The organism is Haloplanus salinarum, assembly GCF_009762275.1.
GTDB classification, from domain to species: domain Archaea; phylum Halobacteriota; class Halobacteria; order Halobacteriales; family Haloferacaceae; genus Haloplanus; species Haloplanus salinarum.
The window spans coordinates 2,492,468-2,511,870 of sequence record NZ_CP034345.1 but is presented as its reverse complement, the minus strand read 5'-3'; the positions used below and the strand labels follow the sequence as shown (position 1 = coordinate 2,511,870).

17 protein-coding genes and 1 tRNA gene are annotated in these 19,403 nt (G+C 67.6%); 9 read left to right on the top strand and 9 right to left on the bottom strand.

All coding sequences use genetic code 11. The features are described 5' to 3' along the window. Window positions 1-16 precede the first annotated feature (16 nt). On the top strand, window positions 17-829 hold the full coding sequence (pyrF, locus tag EI982_RS14265; RefSeq protein ID WP_157690324.1) for an orotidine-5'-phosphate decarboxylase: 813 nt from the start codon (window positions 17-19) through the stop codon (window positions 827-829). On the opposite strand, the gene EI982_RS18495 is transcribed toward pyrF, so the two are convergent. Both EI982_RS18495 and EI982_RS14260 read right to left on the bottom strand, forming a co-directional pair. Continuing rightward, window positions 830-967, bottom strand: a complete 138-nt coding sequence (locus EI982_RS18495) for a hypothetical protein (RefSeq protein WP_199243646.1) — start codon at window positions 965-967, stop codon at window positions 830-832. Window positions 968-992: 25 nt separating this feature from the next. Next, window positions 993-1,721: a DUF7847 domain-containing protein gene (locus EI982_RS14260; protein WP_157690323.1), complete on the bottom strand. Its 729-nt coding sequence runs from the start codon at window positions 1,719-1,721 to the stop codon at window positions 993-995. A gap of 92 nt (window positions 1,722-1,813) precedes the next feature. Between EI982_RS14260 and EI982_RS14255 the strand changes: the two genes are divergently transcribed. From EI982_RS14255 to EI982_RS14220, 8 genes are all read left to right on the top strand, one after another. Further along, entirely contained in the window at window positions 1,814-2,302 is a 489-nt protein-coding gene (locus tag EI982_RS14255; RefSeq protein WP_157690322.1) for a J domain-containing protein, read from the top strand. Between the two features lie 74 nt (window positions 2,303-2,376). After that, on the top strand, window positions 2,377-3,981 hold the full coding sequence (locus EI982_RS14250; protein ID WP_157690321.1) for a GTPBP1 family GTP-binding protein: 1,605 nt from the start codon (window positions 2,377-2,379) through the stop codon (window positions 3,979-3,981). A 173-nt stretch (window positions 3,982-4,154) separates the two neighbouring features. Continuing rightward, window positions 4,155-7,139 carry an HVO_2072 family ArtA-dependent S-layer glycoprotein gene (gene csg / locus EI982_RS14245; protein ID WP_157691238.1) on the top strand — a complete coding sequence of 995 codons (2,985 nt, stop codon included), beginning with the start codon at window positions 4,155-4,157 and terminating at the stop codon, window positions 7,137-7,139. A 121-nt stretch (window positions 7,140-7,260) separates the two neighbouring features. Next, window positions 7,261-7,605 (top strand): hypothetical protein, encoded by a 345-nt coding sequence (locus EI982_RS14240; protein ID WP_157690320.1) that lies wholly within the window; start codon window positions 7,261-7,263, stop codon window positions 7,603-7,605. An 88-nt stretch (window positions 7,606-7,693) separates the two neighbouring features. Then, window positions 7,694-8,179 carry a peroxiredoxin family protein gene (locus tag EI982_RS14235; protein ID WP_157690319.1) on the top strand — a complete coding sequence of 162 codons (486 nt, stop codon included), beginning with the start codon at window positions 7,694-7,696 and terminating at the stop codon, window positions 8,177-8,179. Window positions 8,180-8,253: 74 nt separating this feature from the next. Next, window positions 8,254-8,565: an ASCH domain-containing protein gene (locus tag EI982_RS14230; RefSeq protein ID WP_157690318.1), complete on the top strand. Its 312-nt coding sequence runs from the start codon at window positions 8,254-8,256 to the stop codon at window positions 8,563-8,565. 168 nt (window positions 8,566-8,733) lie between these two features. Beyond that, on the top strand, window positions 8,734-10,923 hold the full coding sequence (locus tag EI982_RS14225) for a bacterio-opsin activator domain-containing protein (protein ID WP_199243645.1): 2,190 nt from the start codon (window positions 8,734-8,736) through the stop codon (window positions 10,921-10,923). A 68-nt stretch (window positions 10,924-10,991) separates the two neighbouring features. Continuing rightward, the gene (locus tag EI982_RS14220; RefSeq protein WP_157690316.1) at window positions 10,992-11,642 is read left to right on the top strand and encodes a DUF7344 domain-containing protein; all 651 of its coding nucleotides are present in this window, start codon (window positions 10,992-10,994) and stop codon (window positions 11,640-11,642) included. Window positions 11,643-12,251: 609 nt separating this feature from the next. Here EI982_RS14220 and EI982_RS14215 read toward each other — a convergent pair. The 7 genes from EI982_RS14215 to EI982_RS14185 form a co-directional block, all read right to left on the bottom strand. Next, a tRNA-Ala gene (locus tag EI982_RS14215) sits at window positions 12,252-12,323 on the bottom strand. Window positions 12,324-12,404: 81 nt separating this feature from the next. After that, entirely contained in the window at window positions 12,405-12,713 is a 309-nt protein-coding gene (gene rpsJ, locus EI982_RS14210) for a 30S ribosomal protein S10 (protein WP_157690315.1), read from the bottom strand. After that, entirely contained in the window at window positions 12,714-13,979 is a 1,266-nt protein-coding gene (gene tuf / locus EI982_RS14205; RefSeq protein ID WP_157690314.1) for a translation elongation factor EF-1 subunit alpha, read from the bottom strand. It abuts the gene before it with no gap. A 143-nt stretch (window positions 13,980-14,122) separates the two neighbouring features. Further along, entirely contained in the window at window positions 14,123-15,076 is a 954-nt protein-coding gene (locus EI982_RS14200; protein ID WP_157690313.1) for a homoserine dehydrogenase, read from the bottom strand. Further along, the gene (locus tag EI982_RS14195; RefSeq protein ID WP_199243644.1) at window positions 15,073-15,660 is read right to left on the bottom strand and encodes an amino acid-binding protein; all 588 of its coding nucleotides are present in this window, start codon (window positions 15,658-15,660) and stop codon (window positions 15,073-15,075) included. Before EI982_RS14195 ends, EI982_RS14200 begins: the two co-directional genes overlap by 4 nt. A 169-nt stretch (window positions 15,661-15,829) precedes the next feature. Beyond that, the gene (locus EI982_RS14190) at window positions 15,830-17,023 is read right to left on the bottom strand and encodes a sensor histidine kinase (protein WP_157690312.1); all 1,194 of its coding nucleotides are present in this window, start codon (window positions 17,021-17,023) and stop codon (window positions 15,830-15,832) included. 98 nt (window positions 17,024-17,121) lie between these two features. Next, window positions 17,122-19,311: an elongation factor EF-2 gene (locus EI982_RS14185; protein ID WP_157690311.1), complete on the bottom strand. Its 2,190-nt coding sequence runs from the start codon at window positions 19,309-19,311 to the stop codon at window positions 17,122-17,124. Window positions 19,312-19,403: the final 92 nt, after the last annotated feature.

Genomic DNA, 19,403 nt, shown 5'->3' with positions numbered 1-19,403 from the left:
CCCGCGGAGTCGGTCCATGACCGCCTTCTTCGACCGTCTGAGCGAGCGGATCGACCGCGTCGACAGCGTCGTCTCGGTCGGCCTCGACGCCGACCCCGACCGGATCCCCGACTTCCTCGCCGACCGCGACCTGCCGCGGTGGGCGTTCAACCGCCGGATCATCGACGCCACCCACGAACACGCGGCCTGCTACAAGCCGAACGCCGCCTTCTACGAGGACGCCGACGGCTGGCGGGCGCTCCGCGAGACGGTCGCCTACGCCCACGGGAAGGACGTGCCGGTCCTCTTGGACGCCAAGCGCGCCGACATCGGCAACACCTCCCGGCGGTACGCCGATCTGCTCGACGTCGCCGACGCGATCACCGTCAACCCCTACATGGGACGGGACTCGCTCGATCCCTTCCTCTCCCGTGCGGACGCGGGCGTGTTCGTCCTCTGTCGCACCTCGAACCCCGGCGGGGCCGACCTGCAGGACCTCGAACTCGCCGCCGGCGAACCGCTCTACCGGCGGGTGGCAGCGCTCGCGGATCTGTGGAACGAACACGGGAACGTCGGCCTGGTCGTCGGCGCGACGGCGCCGGCGGAACTGGAGACGCTGCGGGCCGAGGTGCCCGACCTCCCCTTCCTCGTCCCCGGCGTCGGGGCACAGGGGGGCGACGTCGAGGCGGCCGTCGAGTACGGCCTCGCCGACGGCGTCGGCCTCGTCAACTCCTCGCGAGGGATCATCTTCTCGGGCGAAGACGCCCCTCGCGACGATCCGGACGCCTACTTCGGCGCGGCGGGCGAGGCGGCGAAACGGCTCAAGGGACGTCTCAACCGCCACCGCTGATTACGTCCGCGCCGCGCAGTCGGCACACAGCCCGGTCGCGCGGTCGTAGTGGGTCCCACAGACGGCCGCCCCGCACCCGTCACAGGTGTCCACGGCCGCCGCGGACTCACAGATCTGACAGAGGTTCGTGACGCTCACGTCCGGCGTAGGGACGCGGCCGGTTTCAGAGTTCGGGGCGGTCCGTCCCGCGCAGTTGTTCGAAGGCGGCCGACACCGCCGCGACGTTGTACATCGTCATCGGGGCGACGAGGACGGCGGTCAGCAGAGGTGTCAGGGGTTCGAGGCCGGCGAGCGCGAGGACGAGACTCGCCAGCCCGAAGCCGACGCCGGCGGCCGCGCCGAGCGCCGCCACGACGACGACGAGGCCGAGGATCGACAGGCGGTTGCCGCGGGCCAGCCCCCAGCTTCGCCGCATCGCGGTGACGAAGTCGTCGCCTTCGACGGCGATATACATCGCCATGAACGCCAGCCCGACGAGCAGGAACAGGCCGGGAAGGATCAGGAAGACGAACCCGACGGTCACGAGGACCGACGTCAGGAGGCCGCCGACGACGAGGTTGGGGAGCGCCCACCCGACCCCGTCGGTCCAGAAGCCACGCGGGATGGCGTCGCGTTCGCCGGCGACGAAGGTCCGGATGGCCACGAGGCTCACCCAGGTGAGCACGAGGAGGGCGGCCGCGACGACGGCGGCCGCGACCGGCAGGGGGAGGCCGATCGGCGCGGGAATCGCAGCTGGGAGCCCGATCCGGGCGTAGAGGGCGTTCATCAGGACGTTGAAGCCGGTCTGGTAGACGGCGTACAGGACGAGATAGCTGACGGTGAGGAGGGTGCCTGTCCGGCTGACGAGCCGGGAGCCGCCGCTCTGCAGGGCGGCACCGATACGGAGGGACATACGGCGACTCGCCGGGGAACCGACCTGAACCTTTCGCCGGGTCGCCGGCGACGGGCGAGACGCTTACAACGGTGGCGGACGGAGTAGGGGGCGTGGACAGGGACCGGCTCGTACTCGGCCTGGCGGCGGTGTTCGCCGGCGTCACCACCGTACTGGTGGTGCTCGCGTTCGTCAGACAGCTGTTCTTGCTGTTTCTGGCGCTCCCCTTCGCGGCGACGACGTACATCATGTGGAGCCACGCGACGGGACGGCTGGCGGCGCGTACCCGACGGCGGGCGCGGCGGGCGTCGGGAGCGAGGACGGCACGGGCCGGGTCGAACCCCGGCCCCGGCGGCTTCGGCGCCACGGCCCGCGGTGCGGCCGGCCGGGGGGCCACCGGCGGACGGACCGACACCGCGGCCGAGACCGGCCCGACCCGGCGGGAAGCGTACGAGCGGCTCGACCTCGACCCGGACGCCGCCGACGACGAGGTGCGGCGCGCCTACCGGGCGAAAGTCAAGGAGGTCCATCCCGACACCGAGGGCGGCGACGAGGAGCGGTTCAAGCGCGTGAACCGCGCGTACGAGCGACTGCAGGACTGACTCCGGACCGCTCGTGTGTCGAACGTACCCACACGACGGAAAGGGTTTTGCCGGGTGATAGCGTACCACGGTCCATGACCGCCGATCGGGCCGCGCTGGAGCAGGCCCTGGAACGCGGCGAGGAGGAGGGCGGCCCAATCGAGTTCAAGGAACGGCTCTCCCGGGACGTCCACCTCGTGGACGGGCGGATGGAGAGTCTGGCGGCACAGCTTCGCCACCGCGTGCTGTCGGGCGACGGCGAGGCAACCTACGTCGTGGGCGTCACGGACGACGGCCACGTGGCCGGCATCGAACCGTCGGCGTTCTCGGAGTCGATGGACGTGCTCTCCTTGCTCGCCGAGGAGGCAGGGACTCACATCGAGGACGTGGAGACTTGGGGGGTCGGGCGCGAGGACGAGGACGGACTGGTCGGCGTCGCCACGGTCCGCGAGGGTTCCATCCTCGACACGGACGACACCCACATCGTCGTCGGCACCGCCGGGCACGTCGACCACGGCAAGAGCACGCTCGTCGGGACGCTCGTCACCGGGCAGGCCGACGACGGGGAGGGAGGGACCCGGTCGTATCTCGACGTCCAGCCCCACGAGGTCGAACGCGGCCTCTCGGCTGACCTCTCCTATGCGGTGTACGGCTTCGACGGCGACGGCCCGGTGCGGATGGACAACCCCCACCGGAAGTCGGACCGCGCACGCGTCGTCGAGGAGTCCGAACGGCTCGTCTCCTTCGTCGACACCGTGGGTCACGAGCCGTGGCTGCGGACCACGATCCGCGGGCTGGTCGGGCAGAAACTCGACTACGGGCTCCTGACGGTCGCCGCGGACGACGGCCCGACGAGGACCACCCGCGAACATCTCGGCATCCTGTTGGCGACGGAACTGCCGACCATGGTTGCGATCACCAAGGCCGATCTCGTGAGCGAGGAACGGCTACAGGAGGTCGAACGCGCGGTCGAGCGCCTCCTGCGGGACGTCGAGGAGACGCCGCTCCGGATCGAGCGCCACGGCGTGAGCGCCGCGGCCGAGGAGATCGGCGACGTGGTGCCGATCCTGCGGACCAGCGCCGTCTCGGAGGCGGGACTCGACGCCCTCGACGACCTGTTCGAACGCCTGCCGAAGACCAACGGCGGCGAGGGCGACTTCCGGATGTACATCGACCGGACGTACTCGGTGACCGGCGTCGGCGCCGTCGCCTCCGGGACGATCAACGCCGGCAGCGTCGAGGCGGGCGACGAACTCCTCCTCGGACCGATGCCCGACGGCTCCTTCCGCGAGGTGGAGGTCCGCTCCATCGAGATGCATTACCACCGGGTCGACCGCGCGGAGGCGGGGCGGATCGTCGGCATCGCGCTCAAGGGCGTCACCGAACCCGCGGTCGAACGCGGGATGGTGCTCCTGCCGGCGGACGCCGACCCCACGCCGGTCCGCGAGTTCGAGGCCGAGGTGGTCGTCCTCAACCACCCGACCCGAATCGGGACGGGCTACGAACCCGTCGTCCACCTGGAGACGATCAGCGAGGCGGCGGTCTTCCGCCCCGAGGGTGGCCACCTCCTCCCCGGCGACCGCGGTACGACGACGGTCGAGTTCAAGTTCCGCCCCTACCTGATCGAGGAGGGTCAGCGGTTCGTCTTCCGCGAGGGCCGGAGCAAGGGCGTCGGGACGGTTACCGACATCGGCGGGTAGGAAATGCCCCGTCGTCCCGCTCCGGAGGGCGACGACGGTGCCGCCGCGGGTCGGCGTCCAACACAAGACATTTTACGTAGACGGTATGAACACTCATCCGGAACCTCGGGGATCGCCCTCCAGCGCGCGACACACGTTCGATAACACGTGTCGCATCCCCGGGACCAACAATCATGACAGGAAACAGTACCAAGATCCGCGCGGTCGTTCTCGCGGCACTCATGGTGTTCAGCGTCTTCGCTGGCACCGTGGCGCTGTCGGGGACGGCTGCGGCCGATGTCAGTAACATCGGTAACACCAACGCGACAGACGTGACCGCTGGTTCCAGCGGTCAGGTGCAGACAGTATCGTTCAACGCCACCGGCGGCTCCGGTGGGACGGAAAACTTCACTCTCGATTACGCCGGGGTGAACGACGTCACGGCCGCGAGTATCACTGATAGCGACGTCACCGTCTCCGGTAGCCTCGACGACGCTGATACGAGTGTGAACAACACGACCGTCTCCGGCGACAACATCGTGGTCGGTCTCACCAACGTCAACGCGACCTCGGAGACGACCACGAAGGCGCTGTCGAACCAGACGAGCGTCTCCATCGACGCCACGGTCGACGTCGGCTCGGGGGTCTCCACCGGCTCCCGGACGCTCGGAATCGACACGTCGTCGACCACTGATGCCGGCAGCGCCTCGTTCAACGTGAACGCGGCCAGCCCGAGCAACAACCGTGCCGGTAACGCGGACGGCACTGGCAACTTCGACACCGCGGACGGTGAAGGCTACATCTTCCCCGGTGCGACGGTCTTCCAGGGCGAGTCCGACGTCTTCCTGGGTGACAGCTTCGACGGCACCCCGACGAAGGACGCCGGGAACGACGAGGGTGTTCCGCTCGAAACGCCGAACATCCCCCAGAGCCAGTCCACCGGTAGCTACACTGACGACAGCGGCAACAGCGTCACTGTCCAGACGCCGCGTGTCACCACGCTGGACGTCCTGAACAGCAACCTCAACGACATCGCCGGCGGCTCGGTCGCGGAAGGTACCAGTCCGAGCTCCGGTAGCGACGGTAGCGGTGCTGGTAACCTGACGGTCATCGGCGCCTGGAACTACCAGAACGCCGAGGACCTCGAACTGACCGTCGAGGACGACTCCGGTCTCGACGTGACCGGTGACGTCGTCGACGACAACGTCAACCCGTCCAACAGTCCCGTCCGGTCGGCCGGCGACCGCGGGACCGAGTACACGACCGATGATGGTAGCGATCGCGGTGGCGACATCTCCGACAACGAAGTCGCCTACCCGATCGACCTCGCGAACACGGGTACCGGCACCTACACGATCTCCCTCGCTGGCACGGACGACCTCGGCTTCGGTGAGGCGTCCCAGTCCACGACCATCACCGTCACCGGTGACGACGACGCGAACCTCGTGCTCGACTCGGACGAAGTCACTCGCGGCGAGGACGTCCGCTTCGAGATCCAGGGTTCGGACGCCGGTGACACCCACACGGTCATCATCGAGTCCGACGACTTCCGTGACGACACCCTGACTGCGGAGAACGCCGCGCGCATCTTCCGCCAGGTTGGCGACACCAGCGAAGTCGGCTTCGTGAACAACTCCGGTGACACTGCGGTCAACCGCTCGGTTGCGGACTCGACCGGAGTCTCCGGCACCATCGACTACGCGTACGCGAACATCACCATCGACGACGACACCGGTGTCGGCGTCGGTCAGGTCGAAACGCAGTACCTCGACGACTCGGACGTCGACCTCACGCTGTACAACGCCTCGACTCAGGTTCCCTTCGAGATCGGCAGCAACACCGATCAGGAGGGTGAGGACGACGAGCAGACCCTCACCGTCAACGAAGGCGACCTCACCATCGAGTCGCCCGGCGGCACCTACGTCGTCGGCAGCGAAGTCGACATCAACGGCACGGCCTCGGAAGGCATCGACGAAGTCGCCTTCTACGCCCGCCGGAACAACAACTACGAACACGTCCCGATCGACGGGGAGGACACGCTCACCGTCGACGCTGACGACACCTTCGAAGAGGAAGACATCGTCCTCTCGGAGGACAGCGATATCCTGAGCCAGCCGGGCACCTACCGCTTCGGCGCGCTCGACGTCGACGGACTCAACCAGCCCGTGACCGACGACCTGACGACCTCGGAGTTCAACACGAACACGAGCACGCAGATGTCCCTGCGTGTGACCGACACGGAACTGACGGCCAACGTCAAGACCGTGGGCGGGCAGGTCTCGACGACCGACTCGACGGTCAACATCTCGGGCACCGCGTTCGGTGCCAGTAACGTCGACGTGATCTTCGTCGGCGACCGTGGCAACACCTACACCACGGACATCTCCGTGGACGACGACAACACGTTCTCGGAGGACGAGGTCACGATCGGGAGCGACATCCTGGGCTCCCAGAGTGTCAGCGTCCACGTCCTGTTCCCGGGTCGTGACGGCAACTACGGCAACACGGACACGGACGTTGTCGACGACATCGTGCCGAGCGACGGCACGCTGACGGGCGCTCAGGTCCGTGCCCGGATCGTGGACAACACGACTGAAGCAGTCGCGAGCGACGACCGGATGGTCACCTCGACGTTCCGGTACGCCGACGCGCAGTCGACGATCCAGAACGTCTACCCCGAAGGCATGGAAGCCTCGGGCGTCAACCCGGTCGGAGTCGACGACACGATGGTCGTCGAAGGCCAGACGAACCTCCGTCCGGACGACAACTCGATCACGGCCGAACTGCTGACGACCGAGGGCGACTCGGTCGCGCTGTCGACGACCGACGAATGGTCCTACGACGGCACGTGGTCGACCACCATCGAGCTCGAGGACGTCCAGACGGGGACGTACGACCTCGAAGCCGACGACGGTGAGAACACGGACATCGTCACCGTAGAGATCGTCCAGAACGTCCAGACGGCGACGCCGGAACCGACGGAGACGCCGGAACCGACGCCGACTGAGACGGCAACGCCCGAACCGACGGCCACGGCAACGCCCGAGCCGACGGACACGGCGACCGCCGAACCGACCGACACGCCGACGCCCACCGAGGGCGGCGGCCCCGGCTTCGGCGCCATCGTCGCGGTCATCGCGCTGCTCGCGGCCGCACTGCTGGCCACTCGGCGCGACTAACTGATCACGACTGACCGCCGAAAGCGGTCACCCGACGCGGTCTCTTTTATCGAACTCACCCACACAGCGACGGCCGGGTCGCAAACGATATACCGTCGCCGTCCGCCCCTCGGAACGAACGATGCCCGACCGTATCATGTCCGGTGGCCCCGGCGAGCGTCCCTACGGGGGAACGTGTCCGGCCTGCAAGCGGGAGTATCGACGCGCGATCACGTTCACCGGCGACGGGGTGATCAGGGGCGAACTCACGGGAGACGTCTGTATCACGCCAGAGTTCCTGTTCGCTCACTCGGAGATCACGGTCGCCGAGCCCGACGACGACTTCCCGACCAAGGAAGTGGGTGGAATGGGGAACAGACGGGAGATCCCGGTCGAGCCGACGGCGGTGACGGACGTCTGGGTCTCGGCGGATTCGGCGGGTTCCGAGGACGACGGGTTCGTCTTCCCCGACGCGGACGAGGAGTAGCGGGAGCGAAACGGGACCACCGTTCCGGTCGTGTTGCCCGTGAATCCAGCCGCGACGGGGTCAATATCGTGGGGATCGACGATTCGATGTGACACTCGAAGGCGCGACGGCACCCGACTTCACGCTCGAGAGTACGGCCGGCGAACCGGTCACACTCTCGGAGACGCTCGACGACGGCCCGACGGTCGTCCTGATCAACCGCGGCCACTGGTGCAGCTTCTGTGCCGAGCAGCTACAGACGTTCAGCGAGGTGGCGTACGACCTCTGGTTCCACGACGACGTGGACGTCCTTCCGGTCGTGACCGACTCGCTCGGGCCGACGACGGAGATGCGGGACCGGTACGACCTCGACGTCCAGTTGCTCGCCGACCCGGACGGGGAGGTGGCAGCGCAGTACAGCGGGACAGAAGAGACGAGCCACGGGCTGACGGGGGTCGGCGCGACGTACGTGATCGACACCGACGGGGTCGTCCGGTACGAACAGGTCGCCGACCACCCCGCCGACCGGACGTACGGCAACTACGTACGGTATTTCGTCCGCAACGACTTCGCCGACCCGTTCGGCGACACGTGACGCCGTCGGACCGTCACGACCGGCCCCCGTGACCGCGGCCGAGGGGTTTTGACGCTCCAGTCCCGTCCTCCGGTATGAGCGAACTCGACCCCGGAACGCTGTTGCCGAACGACCGTATGCGCCAGCAGGCCCTCGACGGCGAAGTGACACAGATCCACCGCGGACAGCGGTACGCGGAGTCGGGCGACACCTTCGAAATCGACGGGACGACCTTCGAGGTCGTCGCCGTCGACGAGCGGACGCTCGGCGACATGACCGACGCCGACGCCCGCGCGGAGGGCGCACGGGACCTCGAACACTACCGGCAGATCCTGGAGCGCGCCCACGAGAACTTCGAGTGGGACGACGAATCGGAGATCGTCCGACACCGCTTCGAGCGGGTCTGATCCGCGTTCGGTCGCGGGCGGTCCACCTCCGTCGGCGCGGAGTGGCGTCGCCATCCGGCGATCGTATCGCCCACATCGGCGGCGGCCACGACGGGCTCGGTCACGGGGATCGCGTCGGACGGGGACTTCCGTCGACGGAACTATATGTATTCGTTCGGACACGACGGTATGGCGTCCAGTTCGTCGGGGGATATCTACGAGCGCACCCTGGCCGTCTTCGAACGGGACGAGTACCGGCACGAACCGCTCACCACGCCCGAGGTGGCGGAGGCACTCGACGCGAACCGCCGGGCGGTGTACGAGCGGTTGCAGCGACTCGTCGATCGGGGCGAACTCGCGACGAAGGAGACGGGGTCACATTCGCGGATCTGGTGGCGGCCGCCGGAGGCGTCGGACGTCGACGGCGCCGAGCGGACGTTACGGCGACAGTCACGGGCGATGGAGTCGGTCATCGACGGAATCGCGGTCGTCGACGAGGGCGGGGGGTTCGTCTACGTCAACGAGACCCACGCCGACGTGTACGGCTACGACGACCCGGAGGCGCTGCTCGGTGAGCACTGGCACCTGTGTTACGACGAGTCGGAGATCGACCGGTTCGAGGCGGAGATCCTTCCCACGCTCTACGACGAGGGATCGTGGCGTGGCGAGACGTTCGGGCTGCGCGCGGACGGAACGACGTTCCCACAGGAGCTCTCGCTGACCGTTTCCGACGACGGCGGAATCATCTGTGTCGTCCGCGACATCACCGAGCGGAAAGCACAGGAACGACAGCTCCGGGACGCCCGGCGGTTCAACGAGGAGTTGGTCGAGAACGCCCCCTTCGGGATGTATCGCCTCGACGAGGACCTCCGGATCACCTACGAAAATCCGCGGGCGGAGGAGATCATCGGCCTCCCCGAGGAGAAGGATAGCTCCGACGCTATGGGCATGGACATCCGCAAGCTTCCCCCGATCATCGAGACCGGACAAGCGGGCATATTCTCCCGACTGCAGGAAGGGGAGACGATCGAGTTCGACTTCCCGTTCGAATCCATCTACGGGAAAGAAGCGTACTTCACGGGACGGGCCGTGCCCCTCTATCGCGACGGCGAGTTCGACGGGGCGATCCTGATGGCCACCGATATCTCGGAGCGACGACAGTACGAGCGGAAGCTAGAGCGACAGCGCGAACAGCTCGCGGCCCTCGACGAACTCAACGGCGTCGTGCGCGGTATCACCGAGGCGGTCATCGAGCAGTCGACCCGCGAGGAGATCGAGCGGGTGGTGTGTGATCGGCTGGCGGCCGCCGACTCGTACCGGTTCGCGTGGTTCGGGGCGGCCGACGCGGGCCCGGAACTGGAGACGCGGGCGGCAGCCGGCGTCGACGGCGGACTCGGCGACCGATCGATCGCCACCGACCCGAACGAGATGACCGGACAGGGTCCGATCCGGCGGGCCGTCCGGACGCGGGAGATGCAGATCACCCGGAACGCGCTCGATGACGCAACGTCACAGAAGCTTCGCGAGGCGGCACGAGAGTCGGGCTACCGGTCGCTGGCGGTGATCCCGGTCGTCCACCAGGGGATGTTCTACGGGGTTCTCGGAGTCTGCTCGGAGCGTCCCGACGCGTTCGCCGAGGAGGAGCGGGCGGTCATCGGGCAGCTCGGCGACGTGATCGGACACGCCATCGCCGCCGTCGACCGCAAGCGAGCCCTCATGAGCAACGAGGTCGTCGAACTCACGATCCGGATGCCACGGTTGCTCGACGGACAGCTTCCGGATTCGACCGACGGAACGATCACGATCGATCGGGTGACCCCCGTGGGCGACGACGAGTACCTCATGTACGGGACCGCGACCGGCGACGCCATGGGGACGATACACACGCTCGGGGAGTGCCGGTCGGAGTGGAAGGAGGTACGGACGTTCGACGAGCGTGAGGACGAGGTGCGGTTCGAACAGCGCCTCTCGAACCCGCCGATGACCTCCATCGTCGCCGACTACGGGGGGAACTTCAAGCGCGGCCGGATCGAGGACGGCGTGTACAGCGCGACCATCCAGTTCCCGCCGGGAACGGACGTGCGACGGGTCGTCGCCCGTATCCGGGAGACGTATCTCGACGTCAGGGTCGTCAGCCGCCGACAGGTGGTCCGGGAGGACCCCTCGTCACAGCACATCCTGAGCGTCCTCGCCGAGGATCTGACCGAGCGTCAGCGGACGGCCCTCGAAGCGGGCTACTTCGGCGGGTTCTTCGAGTGGCCCCGGCACCGCTCCGGGGAGGCGGTCGCCGACTCGCTCGACATCGGTGCCTCGACCTTCCACCAGCACGTTCGCAAGGCCGAAAAGAAGCTTCTCGACGTCGTGTTCGCCGAGCTGTGAGCGGTGTGGCCACCCGATCCCAGATTTTGGGTGGCTGAACTATGGTTTTCCAGTGTCTGACACGAGTCATGGATGGCGCACCGCGGCCACGTCGGGACGAGGACGGAGACCACCTCGTTCGCTCGTCGATAATCGGCGACTTGCGCCAGCGTCGGATCCTCTCTCTCCTGTTGGATCGGGACCGGCCGCTGACGGAACGCGAACTCGGCCTTCGCCTCCTCGAGCGTGAGCGCGGCCTCACGTCCGCGGACGCCACCGAGGCAGACCTCGATCCGATCCGGGTCGACCTCCATCATCGGTGTCTCCCGCAACTGGAAGCGGTCGGGTGGATCGAACGGCGTCCGGACGGCGTCGTCATCGACAAGCGACCGTCCGTCGAGTTCGCGGCCCTGTCACTGCCGGACCTGCGAACACCCGAGGACCCTGCCTGGGACGCCGTCAGTACCCTCCTCGTGCGCCCGTACCGAGCGGACGTCCTCGCGCTGCTCGCCGACCGGGGCCGCGACACCGGCCTGCCGGAGCTCGTCACCGCCCTCCGCGAGCGCCACGCCGCGTCCCCCCTCCCCGACGACGACCGGGACCTCCGGGTCTCGCTCCATCACGTCGACCTCCCGAAACTGGCGTCCACGGGACTGGTCGCGTACGACCCGCCGGCACGAACCGTCACTCCCACCCCCCGTCTGCCGACGTTCGCCGCTCGGATCGACCTCGAGGTCTGAGCGCCGGCGCGACTATTCTCGGTCGCGGTCCCGTCGGTAGTAGTTCGGCCGCCACGGGCGCCGTCGCTCGTGGGTGGTAGAGAGACGGGGTAGGCCGGCCGACGGAACCACGCGTGGAAACGCGGGCTGAAAGGAGTCGACCCGCCGTGCCGTCTCCGAACGATCCGTGTCGCGACCACAAAACACCTCCGGTACGGGCGTGACGAGGCACCGTTCCCTACCGGCCCGTCCCACGACACCGAGAGAGACCTCGCGCCTCACCCCCCGCGATCCGTCGTGGCGGTTTCTGATTTCTCGAATGACAGACGGGATATTTTCCTCCGAGCCGCGAAGGTGGGGAGGAGGACCGGCGCCTCTGACATCTGCCGCCCGTCCTCGACACCCCATTTTTGTCCGGGGGAGCCGATCGGGCCTTGTCGATACCGACGCCAGGCGTGCCCTCAGCGATCGGGTGAAATGTCGATGGACGCGCCGGGAGTCCCGCGAGCGAAGCGGACGGCACGTCGACGAATGGAGTGGACTCGCCGGGAGTCCCGCGAGCGAACGGAGTGAGCGAGTGGGACAACGGCGAGTCCATCGACTGGAGCGAACGAAGTGAGCGAACGGAGATGGACTCGCCGGGATTTGAACCCGGGGCCTCTTCCTTGCGAAGGAAGCGATCTGCCACTGATCTACGAGCCCGCACTGTGACCCAGCCGTCGGGCGTACTTGTAAGCTTCTGTTCGGACCGAAAGGGCGATGAAACGCCTTAGCGCCGTGCGATCAGTCTTCGAGGACGATCTCGATGCTGACGTCGTTCGGCACCTGGATGCGCATGAGCTGACGAAGCGCACGCTCGTCCGCGTCGATGTCGATCAGCCGCTTGTGGACGCGCATCTCCCAGTGTTCCCAGGTGGCCGTCCCCTCGCCGTCGGGGGACTTCCGCGACGGGACCTCCAGGGTCTTCGTGGGCAGCGGGATCGGTCCGCTGAGGTTGACGCCCGTCTTGCTCGCGATCTCGCGGACTTCGTCGCAGATGCTGTCGAGATCCTCGGGGCTCGTGCCCGCCAGGCGAACGCGTGCCTGCTGCATCTATCGCTCGTTGACCGAGAGCACTTTGCCGGCCGCGATGGTCTGACCCATGTCGCGGATGGCGAAGCTCCCGAGTTCCGGAATCTCGGACGACGGCTCGATGCTGAGCGGCTTCTGCGGTCGAACCGTCACGACGGCAGCGTCGCCGGACTTGATGAAGTCCGGGTTCTCCTCGGCGACCTCGCCGCTGGCGGGGTCGAGCTTCTGGTCGATGGACTCGATGGTACACGCGACCTGCGCCGTGTGGGCGTGGAAGACCGGCGTGTAGCCCGCCGTGATCACGGACGGGTGCTGCATGACGACGACCTGCGCCTGGAACGTCTCGGCGACCGACGGCGGGTCGTCGGCCGGGCCACAGACGTCGCCACGGCGGATGTCGTCCTTACCGATGCCGCGGACGTTGAATCCGACGTTGTCGCCGGGGCCCGCCTCGGGCACCTCTTCGTGGTGCATCTCGATGGTCTTGACCTCGCCACCGACGTCCGAGGGCTGGAACGACACGTTGTCACCGGTGTTCATGATCCCCGTCTCGACGCGGCCGACCGGGACCGTCCCGATGCCCGAGATGGTGTAGACGTCCTGGATCGGCAGGCGGAGCGGCGCGTCCGTCGGCGGCTCCGTGGCCGGCAGGTCGTTCAGGGCTTCGAGCAGCGTCGGGCCGTCGAACCAGTCCATGTTGCCGGACTGTTCGGCGACGTTGTCGCCCTCGAAGGCGGAGATCGGGATGAAGGAGGCGTCCTCCGTACCGAAGCGGACCTGCTTGAGGAGCTGCTTGACCTCCTCGACGACCTCGTTGTAGGTGTCCTCGCTGTAGTCGACGATGTCCATCTTGTTGACGCCGATGATCAGCTCGTTGATCCCGAGCGTCCGCGCGAGGAAGACGTGCTCGCGTGTCTGGGGCGCGACGCCGTCGTCGGCCGCGACGACGAGCACCGCGTTGTCGGCCTGGGAGGCCCCCGTGATCATGTTCTTCACGAAGTCACGGTGACCCGGACAGTCGACGATGGTGAAGAAGTACTCGTCCGTGTCGAACTCCTGGTGGGCGATGTCGATGGTGACACCACGCTCTCGCTCCTCGGCGAGGTTGTCCATGACGTAGGCGAACTCGAAGCCGCCCTTGCCCTTCTCCTCTGCTTCCTCGCGGTACTGCTCGATCACGTGCTCGGGTACGGACCCTGTCTCGAACAGGAGTCGCCCGACGAGCGTGCTCTTGCCGTGGTCGACGTGGCCGATGATGGCCAAGTTCTGGTGCGGTTTGTCACTCATAGTGGAATCACGCGCTAAGGCGCTTGGTGACGACTATTTGCCGCGAATCACCTAAAACCATTTCGATACACGCCACAGAGCAGCCCGCCGCTGTCTTGCGGTTCGTGACACCGTACCGCACGACTGCGGGGTGACGGGAGGGCTTACTCCAGTCGGCCCACGTCCGAGAGGATAGCCGTCGCCGTCTCGGGCCCCCCCGCGCCGCGGCCGCTGAGGTGGAGTTGGCCGGCGTTGACCGTCTCGAACTGGACGATGTTACGCGTCCCCGTCACCGCCAGGGCGTCGTGCTGGGGGACGAGTCGCGGTCCCACGCGGACGCCGTCGGCCGTCGCCTCGCCGATCAACCGGATCGTCCGGCCGTCCTCCGCGGCCAGGTCGAGCGCGCTCGCCGGGATATCCCGGATGCCCTCGACGTCCGCGTCGGCGAGGCTGTACACCTGGTCTCCCCCGCCGAGAACGTTCGCCAAGATGACGAACTTCAGCGCCGCGTCCGTCCCCTCCACGTCGAAGGCGGGGTCGGCCTCCGCGACGCCCAGGTCCTGGGCCTCCGCGAGGACGTGTTCGTAGCCCAGCCCCTCGGCGGCCATCCGCGAGAGGATGAAGTTGGCGGTGCCGTTGAGCACGCCACGCGCCGCCGTGATCTGTCCGGGGCCGAAGTCCGCGATGGTCGAGAGGATGGGGATGGCGCCGCCGACCGCCGCCTCGAACTGGACCGTGCCCGCACTCTCGGCGTCGAGTGCCATCAGGTCCGCGTACCGCTCCGCGACGGGACCCTTGTTCGCCAGGACGGCGTGTCGGTCGCGTTCGAGCGCCGCCTCGACGTGCGAGAAGCCGGGTTCGGCGTCGCCGAGCGTCGTCGGCGTCGCCTCGACCAGGACGTCGTACTCCGCGGCCAGCGCGTCCTCGGGGTCGGCCGATCCGACGACGCCCTCCGCCTCCTTGCGGTCGAAGACAGTCTCCGCGTCGAGTCCGCCGGGGTCGACCGCCGCCGACCGTGAGTCCGCGACGGCCGTCACGGCGTGGCCGTACTCCGGAGCGAGTTCGACCACCGAGCGGCCGACGGCGCCGACGCCGATCACCGCGAGTCGGAGGCTCATTCCGCCACCCCCACCAGCGGTTCGATCACGTCGAGGTCCTTCTCGTCGGCGACCTGCCGGACGTGCTCGAACACCTCGTCGGACCTGCCGGTCCGGGTCGCCAGCCTGAGACGCGCGCTGGAGGCGCCGCTGCGGCCCTCGGGCGCCGAGAGCGACAGGTCCGCGAGCGCCGCGTCGGTGCTCGATTCGATCCGCTGGAGCGTATCCGAGAGGTCGGTGTCGACGATGTCGCCGACCAGCAACAGCGTCAGTTCCTCACCGTACCGCTCGGCACCCGCCTGAATGACGTTGACCCCCTCCGCGCGGAGGGCGTCGACGATGGTCTCGAACCGATCCGGCGGGCACTCGACGTCCACCTCGACGGGGATGTGTCCCCGCGGGGTGAGGTTCCCCCGCTCGTGGAATATCGAGAGGAGGTTCCCGCCGTTCTCGGAGATGGGGTGGAGCGCCGACAGCAGTTCGCCGGGCTTGTCGACGAGTTCCAACCGGATCGTATGGGTCTGTGGACGCTCGCCGCCGTCCGTCCGTTCTCCGTCCACGTCGTCGGTGACGGCCTCGGTCTCCGCGTCGCCCGCGTCGACCATTCAGGCCGTCACCCCCGCGGCACGTCCCGTCGACGCAATAATTGTAATCGGCGACGGGGAGGGGCCGCGGGGTAGCTCCGTGCCGACACGTCGACTGCCGGTGTTCGTGCCGCGAGGCATGGTACACACTGTGCCGGTGGGGTATAAGATTGCATCGGTCGCGGACGATTCAGACCGTGGACGACTGTGCGGGGGCCGCGGCATCGTCGTCCGCCATTTCGACTGCGGCCGGGACTGCGGCCCGGTCGTGGACGAGCCGAACGACGGTTCGCTCGCCGTCGGTGTCGAAACACAGATCCCCGCCGGCGGCCTCCGCGACCGATCGGGCGACCCAGAGGCCGAGCCCGCTCCCGTGTTTGAGCTGTGTGATCTCCTCCTCACCCGAGATGACGACGCGTTCGTCCGCGGGGACGCCCGGGCCGTCGTCCGCGACGTCGATCCGAACGGCCCCGTCGTCGGCGGTGTCGGCGCTGACGTGGACCTCCGAGCCGCCGTGTTCGACCGCGTTCTCGACGAGTTCGGCGAGTGCCCGTTCGATGCTGTCGTCGGCCCAGATCCACAGGTCTCGCGGCACGTCGACGGCGACCTCCGCCCCGTCGGCCGCCGAGACGTCGTCGACGGCGTCCGTGGCGACGTCGTGGACGTTCAGCCGTGCGTTCGGCGACGACCGCCGATCCAACGCCTCGACCATCGCCTTGGTCTTGTCGGCGAGTCCCCCCACCTCCCGGGAACGCCGGCTGAGCGTCTCGGCGGTCTCGGCGAGCGACGGGTCGTCCAACTCGGCCGCCAGCTGACGTGATTGACCGATCAACACGGTCGCGTCGTTCCGGAGGTTGTGCCGGAGGACGCGGCTCAACACGGCGAACTTCTCGCGTTCGCGCGCCAGTTGCTCCGCACGCACTCGCCTGGCGTCGTGGACGCCGATGATGACGTGGGCGGCGGCGCTGATCGCGAGGACGTTCCCCGCCGCCAGCGCGTCGGCCGGCGTGACGGTCCCGAGCGCGCCGCGGTAGACGCCGTGTGCGAGCAGGACGGTCCCGAGGACCACGAGCCCGAGGAAGTTCCACGTGGCGATCCGAACCGCGTTGGGCGTCGAGAAGTCACTCCGATACAGCAGGACGCCGGCGGCGACCAGGCCGAGACAGACGAGTGTCCCCAGGACCGCTAACCCGGCCCCGACGATCGGTTGGGATCCCACCAGAAACGGCGCCAGGTTCGGAACGAACAGCGCGACGCCGGTCAGACCGACGACCGCACACGAACCGAGCCGGGCCAGCCGTTCCCGGCGCCGCCCCTCGGCGGTCGGTCCCGGGCCGAACAGTCGAACGAGTGCTCGGTCGATGCGGGCGAGTACTCCTGTCATCGGCGGAGCAAGGCAGAGACGGGTGATGAACCTGTCCGCCGAGTTATCGTCGTTGAGAGAAGAAGGGCGGCCGACGGCGTAGTCGACCGACTGCGCCGTTAGATGTAGTCGACCGACGGCGGCAGTTCCAGCTTCATACCCTTGCGCTCGCGGATCTCTTCGATCAGGTCCGGCTGGAGGTTGTCGGCGAGCACGCGGAAGCCGGCGTTCTCGGTGTTCCACGACGCGCGACCCTCGGTGGCGCTCCGGATGTCCGAGGAGAAGCCGATCATCTCCTCGACGGGCGCGATACCCTCGATGACCATGAGGTCACCCTCCTGATACATGTCGTCGACGCGGCCACGGCGGCCCTGGATTTCGCCGGAGGCCGCACCCATGTGCTCCGAGGGGACGTCGATGCGGACGTCCTGGATGGGTTCGAGCAGGCGGATCTCGCCGTCGATGAGCGCGCGGTGGACGGCCTCCCGGACCGCGGGGATGACCTGTGCCGGACCGCGGTGGATGGTGTCCTCGTGGAGCTTCGCGTCGTGAAGCCGGATGAGCGCACCCTGCACGGGTTCGGCCGCGAGCGGGCCGTCGTCCAGGGCTTCTTCGAGCCCCTCGACGACGAGTTCCATCGTCTCGTTGAGGTGCTGGATCCCCTTCGTGTCGTCGATGAGGATGTTCGTCCCGTGGATGTGCTCCACGTTCTGGGAGGTGTCCTTGTCCATGCCGGCCTCCTGCAGCGCCTCGCGGCGCTCCAGTTCGGGCATGTCCATCGAGACGTTCCCGAGCTGGATCTCGTCGACGATATCGTCGCTCAGGGGCTCGACCGTGATGTAGAACTTGTTGTGGCGGTTCGGCGAGACGCCCTCGACCTCGCCGGAGGCCTCCTGGGGTGCCTCGCGGTAGACGACGATCGGTTCGCCGGTGTTGATCGGGATACCCTGGTTGCGCTCGATGCGCTGACCGATGACTTCGAGGTGGAGTTCGCCCTGGCCGGAGATGAGGTGTTCGCCGGTCTCCTCGTTGATCTCGACCTGAATCGTCGGGTCCTCCTTGGCGACCTGCTGGAGCGTCTCGATGAGCTTCGGCAGGTCGTCCATGTTCCGGGCCTCGACGCTCTTCGTGATGACCGGTTCGCTGATGTGTTCGATGGACTCGAACGGCGTCATCTCGACGCTCGACACCGTGGAACCGGCGATAGCGTCCTTGAGTCCGGTGACGGCGGCGATGTTGCCCGCAGGGACGCGCTCCACTTCCTCGCGCTCGCCGCCCATGTAGATGCCGACGCTCTGGACGCGGTTCTGCCGAGCGGTGCCCGAGACGTACAGCTCTTGGCCCTTCTCGATAGTGCCGGAGAAGACACGCCCCGCGGCGATCTCGCCGGCGTGGGGGTCGATCCCGATGTCCGTGACCATCAGGACGAGTTCGCCGTCCTCGTCGACCAGCCGCATCGTCTCCGCGAGGTCGGACTCCGCGTCGCCGCGCCAGATGCGCGGGATACGACGGGGCTGGGCGTTCAGCGGGTTCGGGAAGTGCTCACACACCATGTCGAGGACGACGTCGGAGAGCGGCGTCCGCTCGTGGAGTTCCTGCCGCTTGTCCGCGCGTTCGAGGTCGATAATGTCGCCGAAGTCCATGCCCGTCCGCTGCATCGAGGGCATGGACACGCCCCACTTGTACAGCGCGGAGCCGAACCCGACCGTGCCGTCCTCGACGCCGACGGTCCAGTCCTCGGTGATGTCGTCCATCTCCTCGGTCATGCCACGGATGAGTTCGTTCACGTCGTGGATGACCGACAGGAGTCGGTCCTGCATCTCCTGGGGGCCCTCCTGCAGTTCGGAGATGAGTCGGTCGACCTTGTTGATGAACAGCGTCGGCTTGACGCCCTCGCGGAGCGCCTGTCGGAGCACCGTCTCCGTCTGGGGCATGGCGCCCTCGACGGCGTCGACGACCACGAGCGCACCGTCGACGGCGCGCATCGCTCGGGTCACGTCGCCACCGAAGTCGACGTGGCCGGGGGTGTCGATCAGGTTGATCAGGTGGTTGTCACCCTCGTACTCGTGGGTCATCGAGACGTTCGCGGCGTCGATGGTGATGCCGCGTTCCTGCTCGTCTTCCTCCGTGTCCATCGCGAGCTGTTCGCCCGCGGTGTCCTGGGAGATCATGCCCGCACCGGCGAGCAGGTTGTCCGTCAGCGTCGTCTTGCCGTGATCGACGTGAGCGGCGATGGCGATGTTCCGGATGTTCTCCGGTTTGTCCATCAGCCGTTCACATTCTTGTACGATCTTCTTTCGTCGGCCCATTACAGTCCCATACCGCCAGGAGGGTCAAAAGGGTAGTGCTTTGCCGGCAACGAAACCGCCGATTTCCGGCGGTTAGCCCCGCGTGTTACGTG

Bases quoted from the DNA above. Each gene is read 5' to 3' on its own strand.
- pyrF (WP_157690324.1), top strand. From the start codon at position 17: ATGACCGCCTTCTTCGACCGTCTGAGCGAGCGGATCGACCGCGTCGAC.
- EI982_RS14260 (WP_157690323.1), bottom strand. From the start codon at position 1,721: ATGTCCCTCCGTATCGGTGCCGCCCTGCAGAGCGGCGGCTCCCGGCTC.
- EI982_RS14250 (WP_157690321.1), top strand. From the start codon at position 2,377: ATGACCGCCGATCGGGCCGCGCTGGAGCAGGCCCTGGAACGCGGCGAG.
- csg (WP_157691238.1), top strand. From the start codon at position 4,155: ATGACAGGAAACAGTACCAAGATCCGCGCGGTCGTTCTCGCGGCACTC.
- EI982_RS14240 (WP_157690320.1), top strand. From the start codon at position 7,261: ATGCCCGACCGTATCATGTCCGGTGGCCCCGGCGAGCGTCCCTACGGG.
- EI982_RS14230 (WP_157690318.1), top strand. From the start codon at position 8,254: ATGAGCGAACTCGACCCCGGAACGCTGTTGCCGAACGACCGTATGCGC.
- EI982_RS14225 (WP_199243645.1), top strand. From the start codon at position 8,734: ATGGCGTCCAGTTCGTCGGGGGATATCTACGAGCGCACCCTGGCCGTC.
- EI982_RS14220 (WP_157690316.1), top strand. From the start codon at position 10,992: ATGGATGGCGCACCGCGGCCACGTCGGGACGAGGACGGAGACCACCTC.
- rpsJ (WP_157690315.1), bottom strand. From the start codon at position 12,713: ATGCAGCAGGCACGCGTTCGCCTGGCGGGCACGAGCCCCGAGGATCTC.
- tuf (WP_157690314.1), bottom strand. From the start codon at position 13,979: ATGAGTGACAAACCGCACCAGAACTTGGCCATCATCGGCCACGTCGAC.
- EI982_RS14200 (WP_157690313.1), bottom strand. From the start codon at position 15,076: ATGAGCCTCCGACTCGCGGTGATCGGCGTCGGCGCCGTCGGCCGCTCG.
- EI982_RS14195 (WP_199243644.1), bottom strand. From the start codon at position 15,660: ATGGTCGACGCGGGCGACGCGGAGACCGAGGCCGTCACCGACGACGTG.
- EI982_RS14190 (WP_157690312.1), bottom strand. From the start codon at position 17,023: ATGACAGGAGTACTCGCCCGCATCGACCGAGCACTCGTTCGACTGTTC.
- EI982_RS14185 (WP_157690311.1), bottom strand. From the start codon at position 19,311: ATGGGCCGACGAAAGAAGATCGTACAAGAATGTGAACGGCTGATGGAC.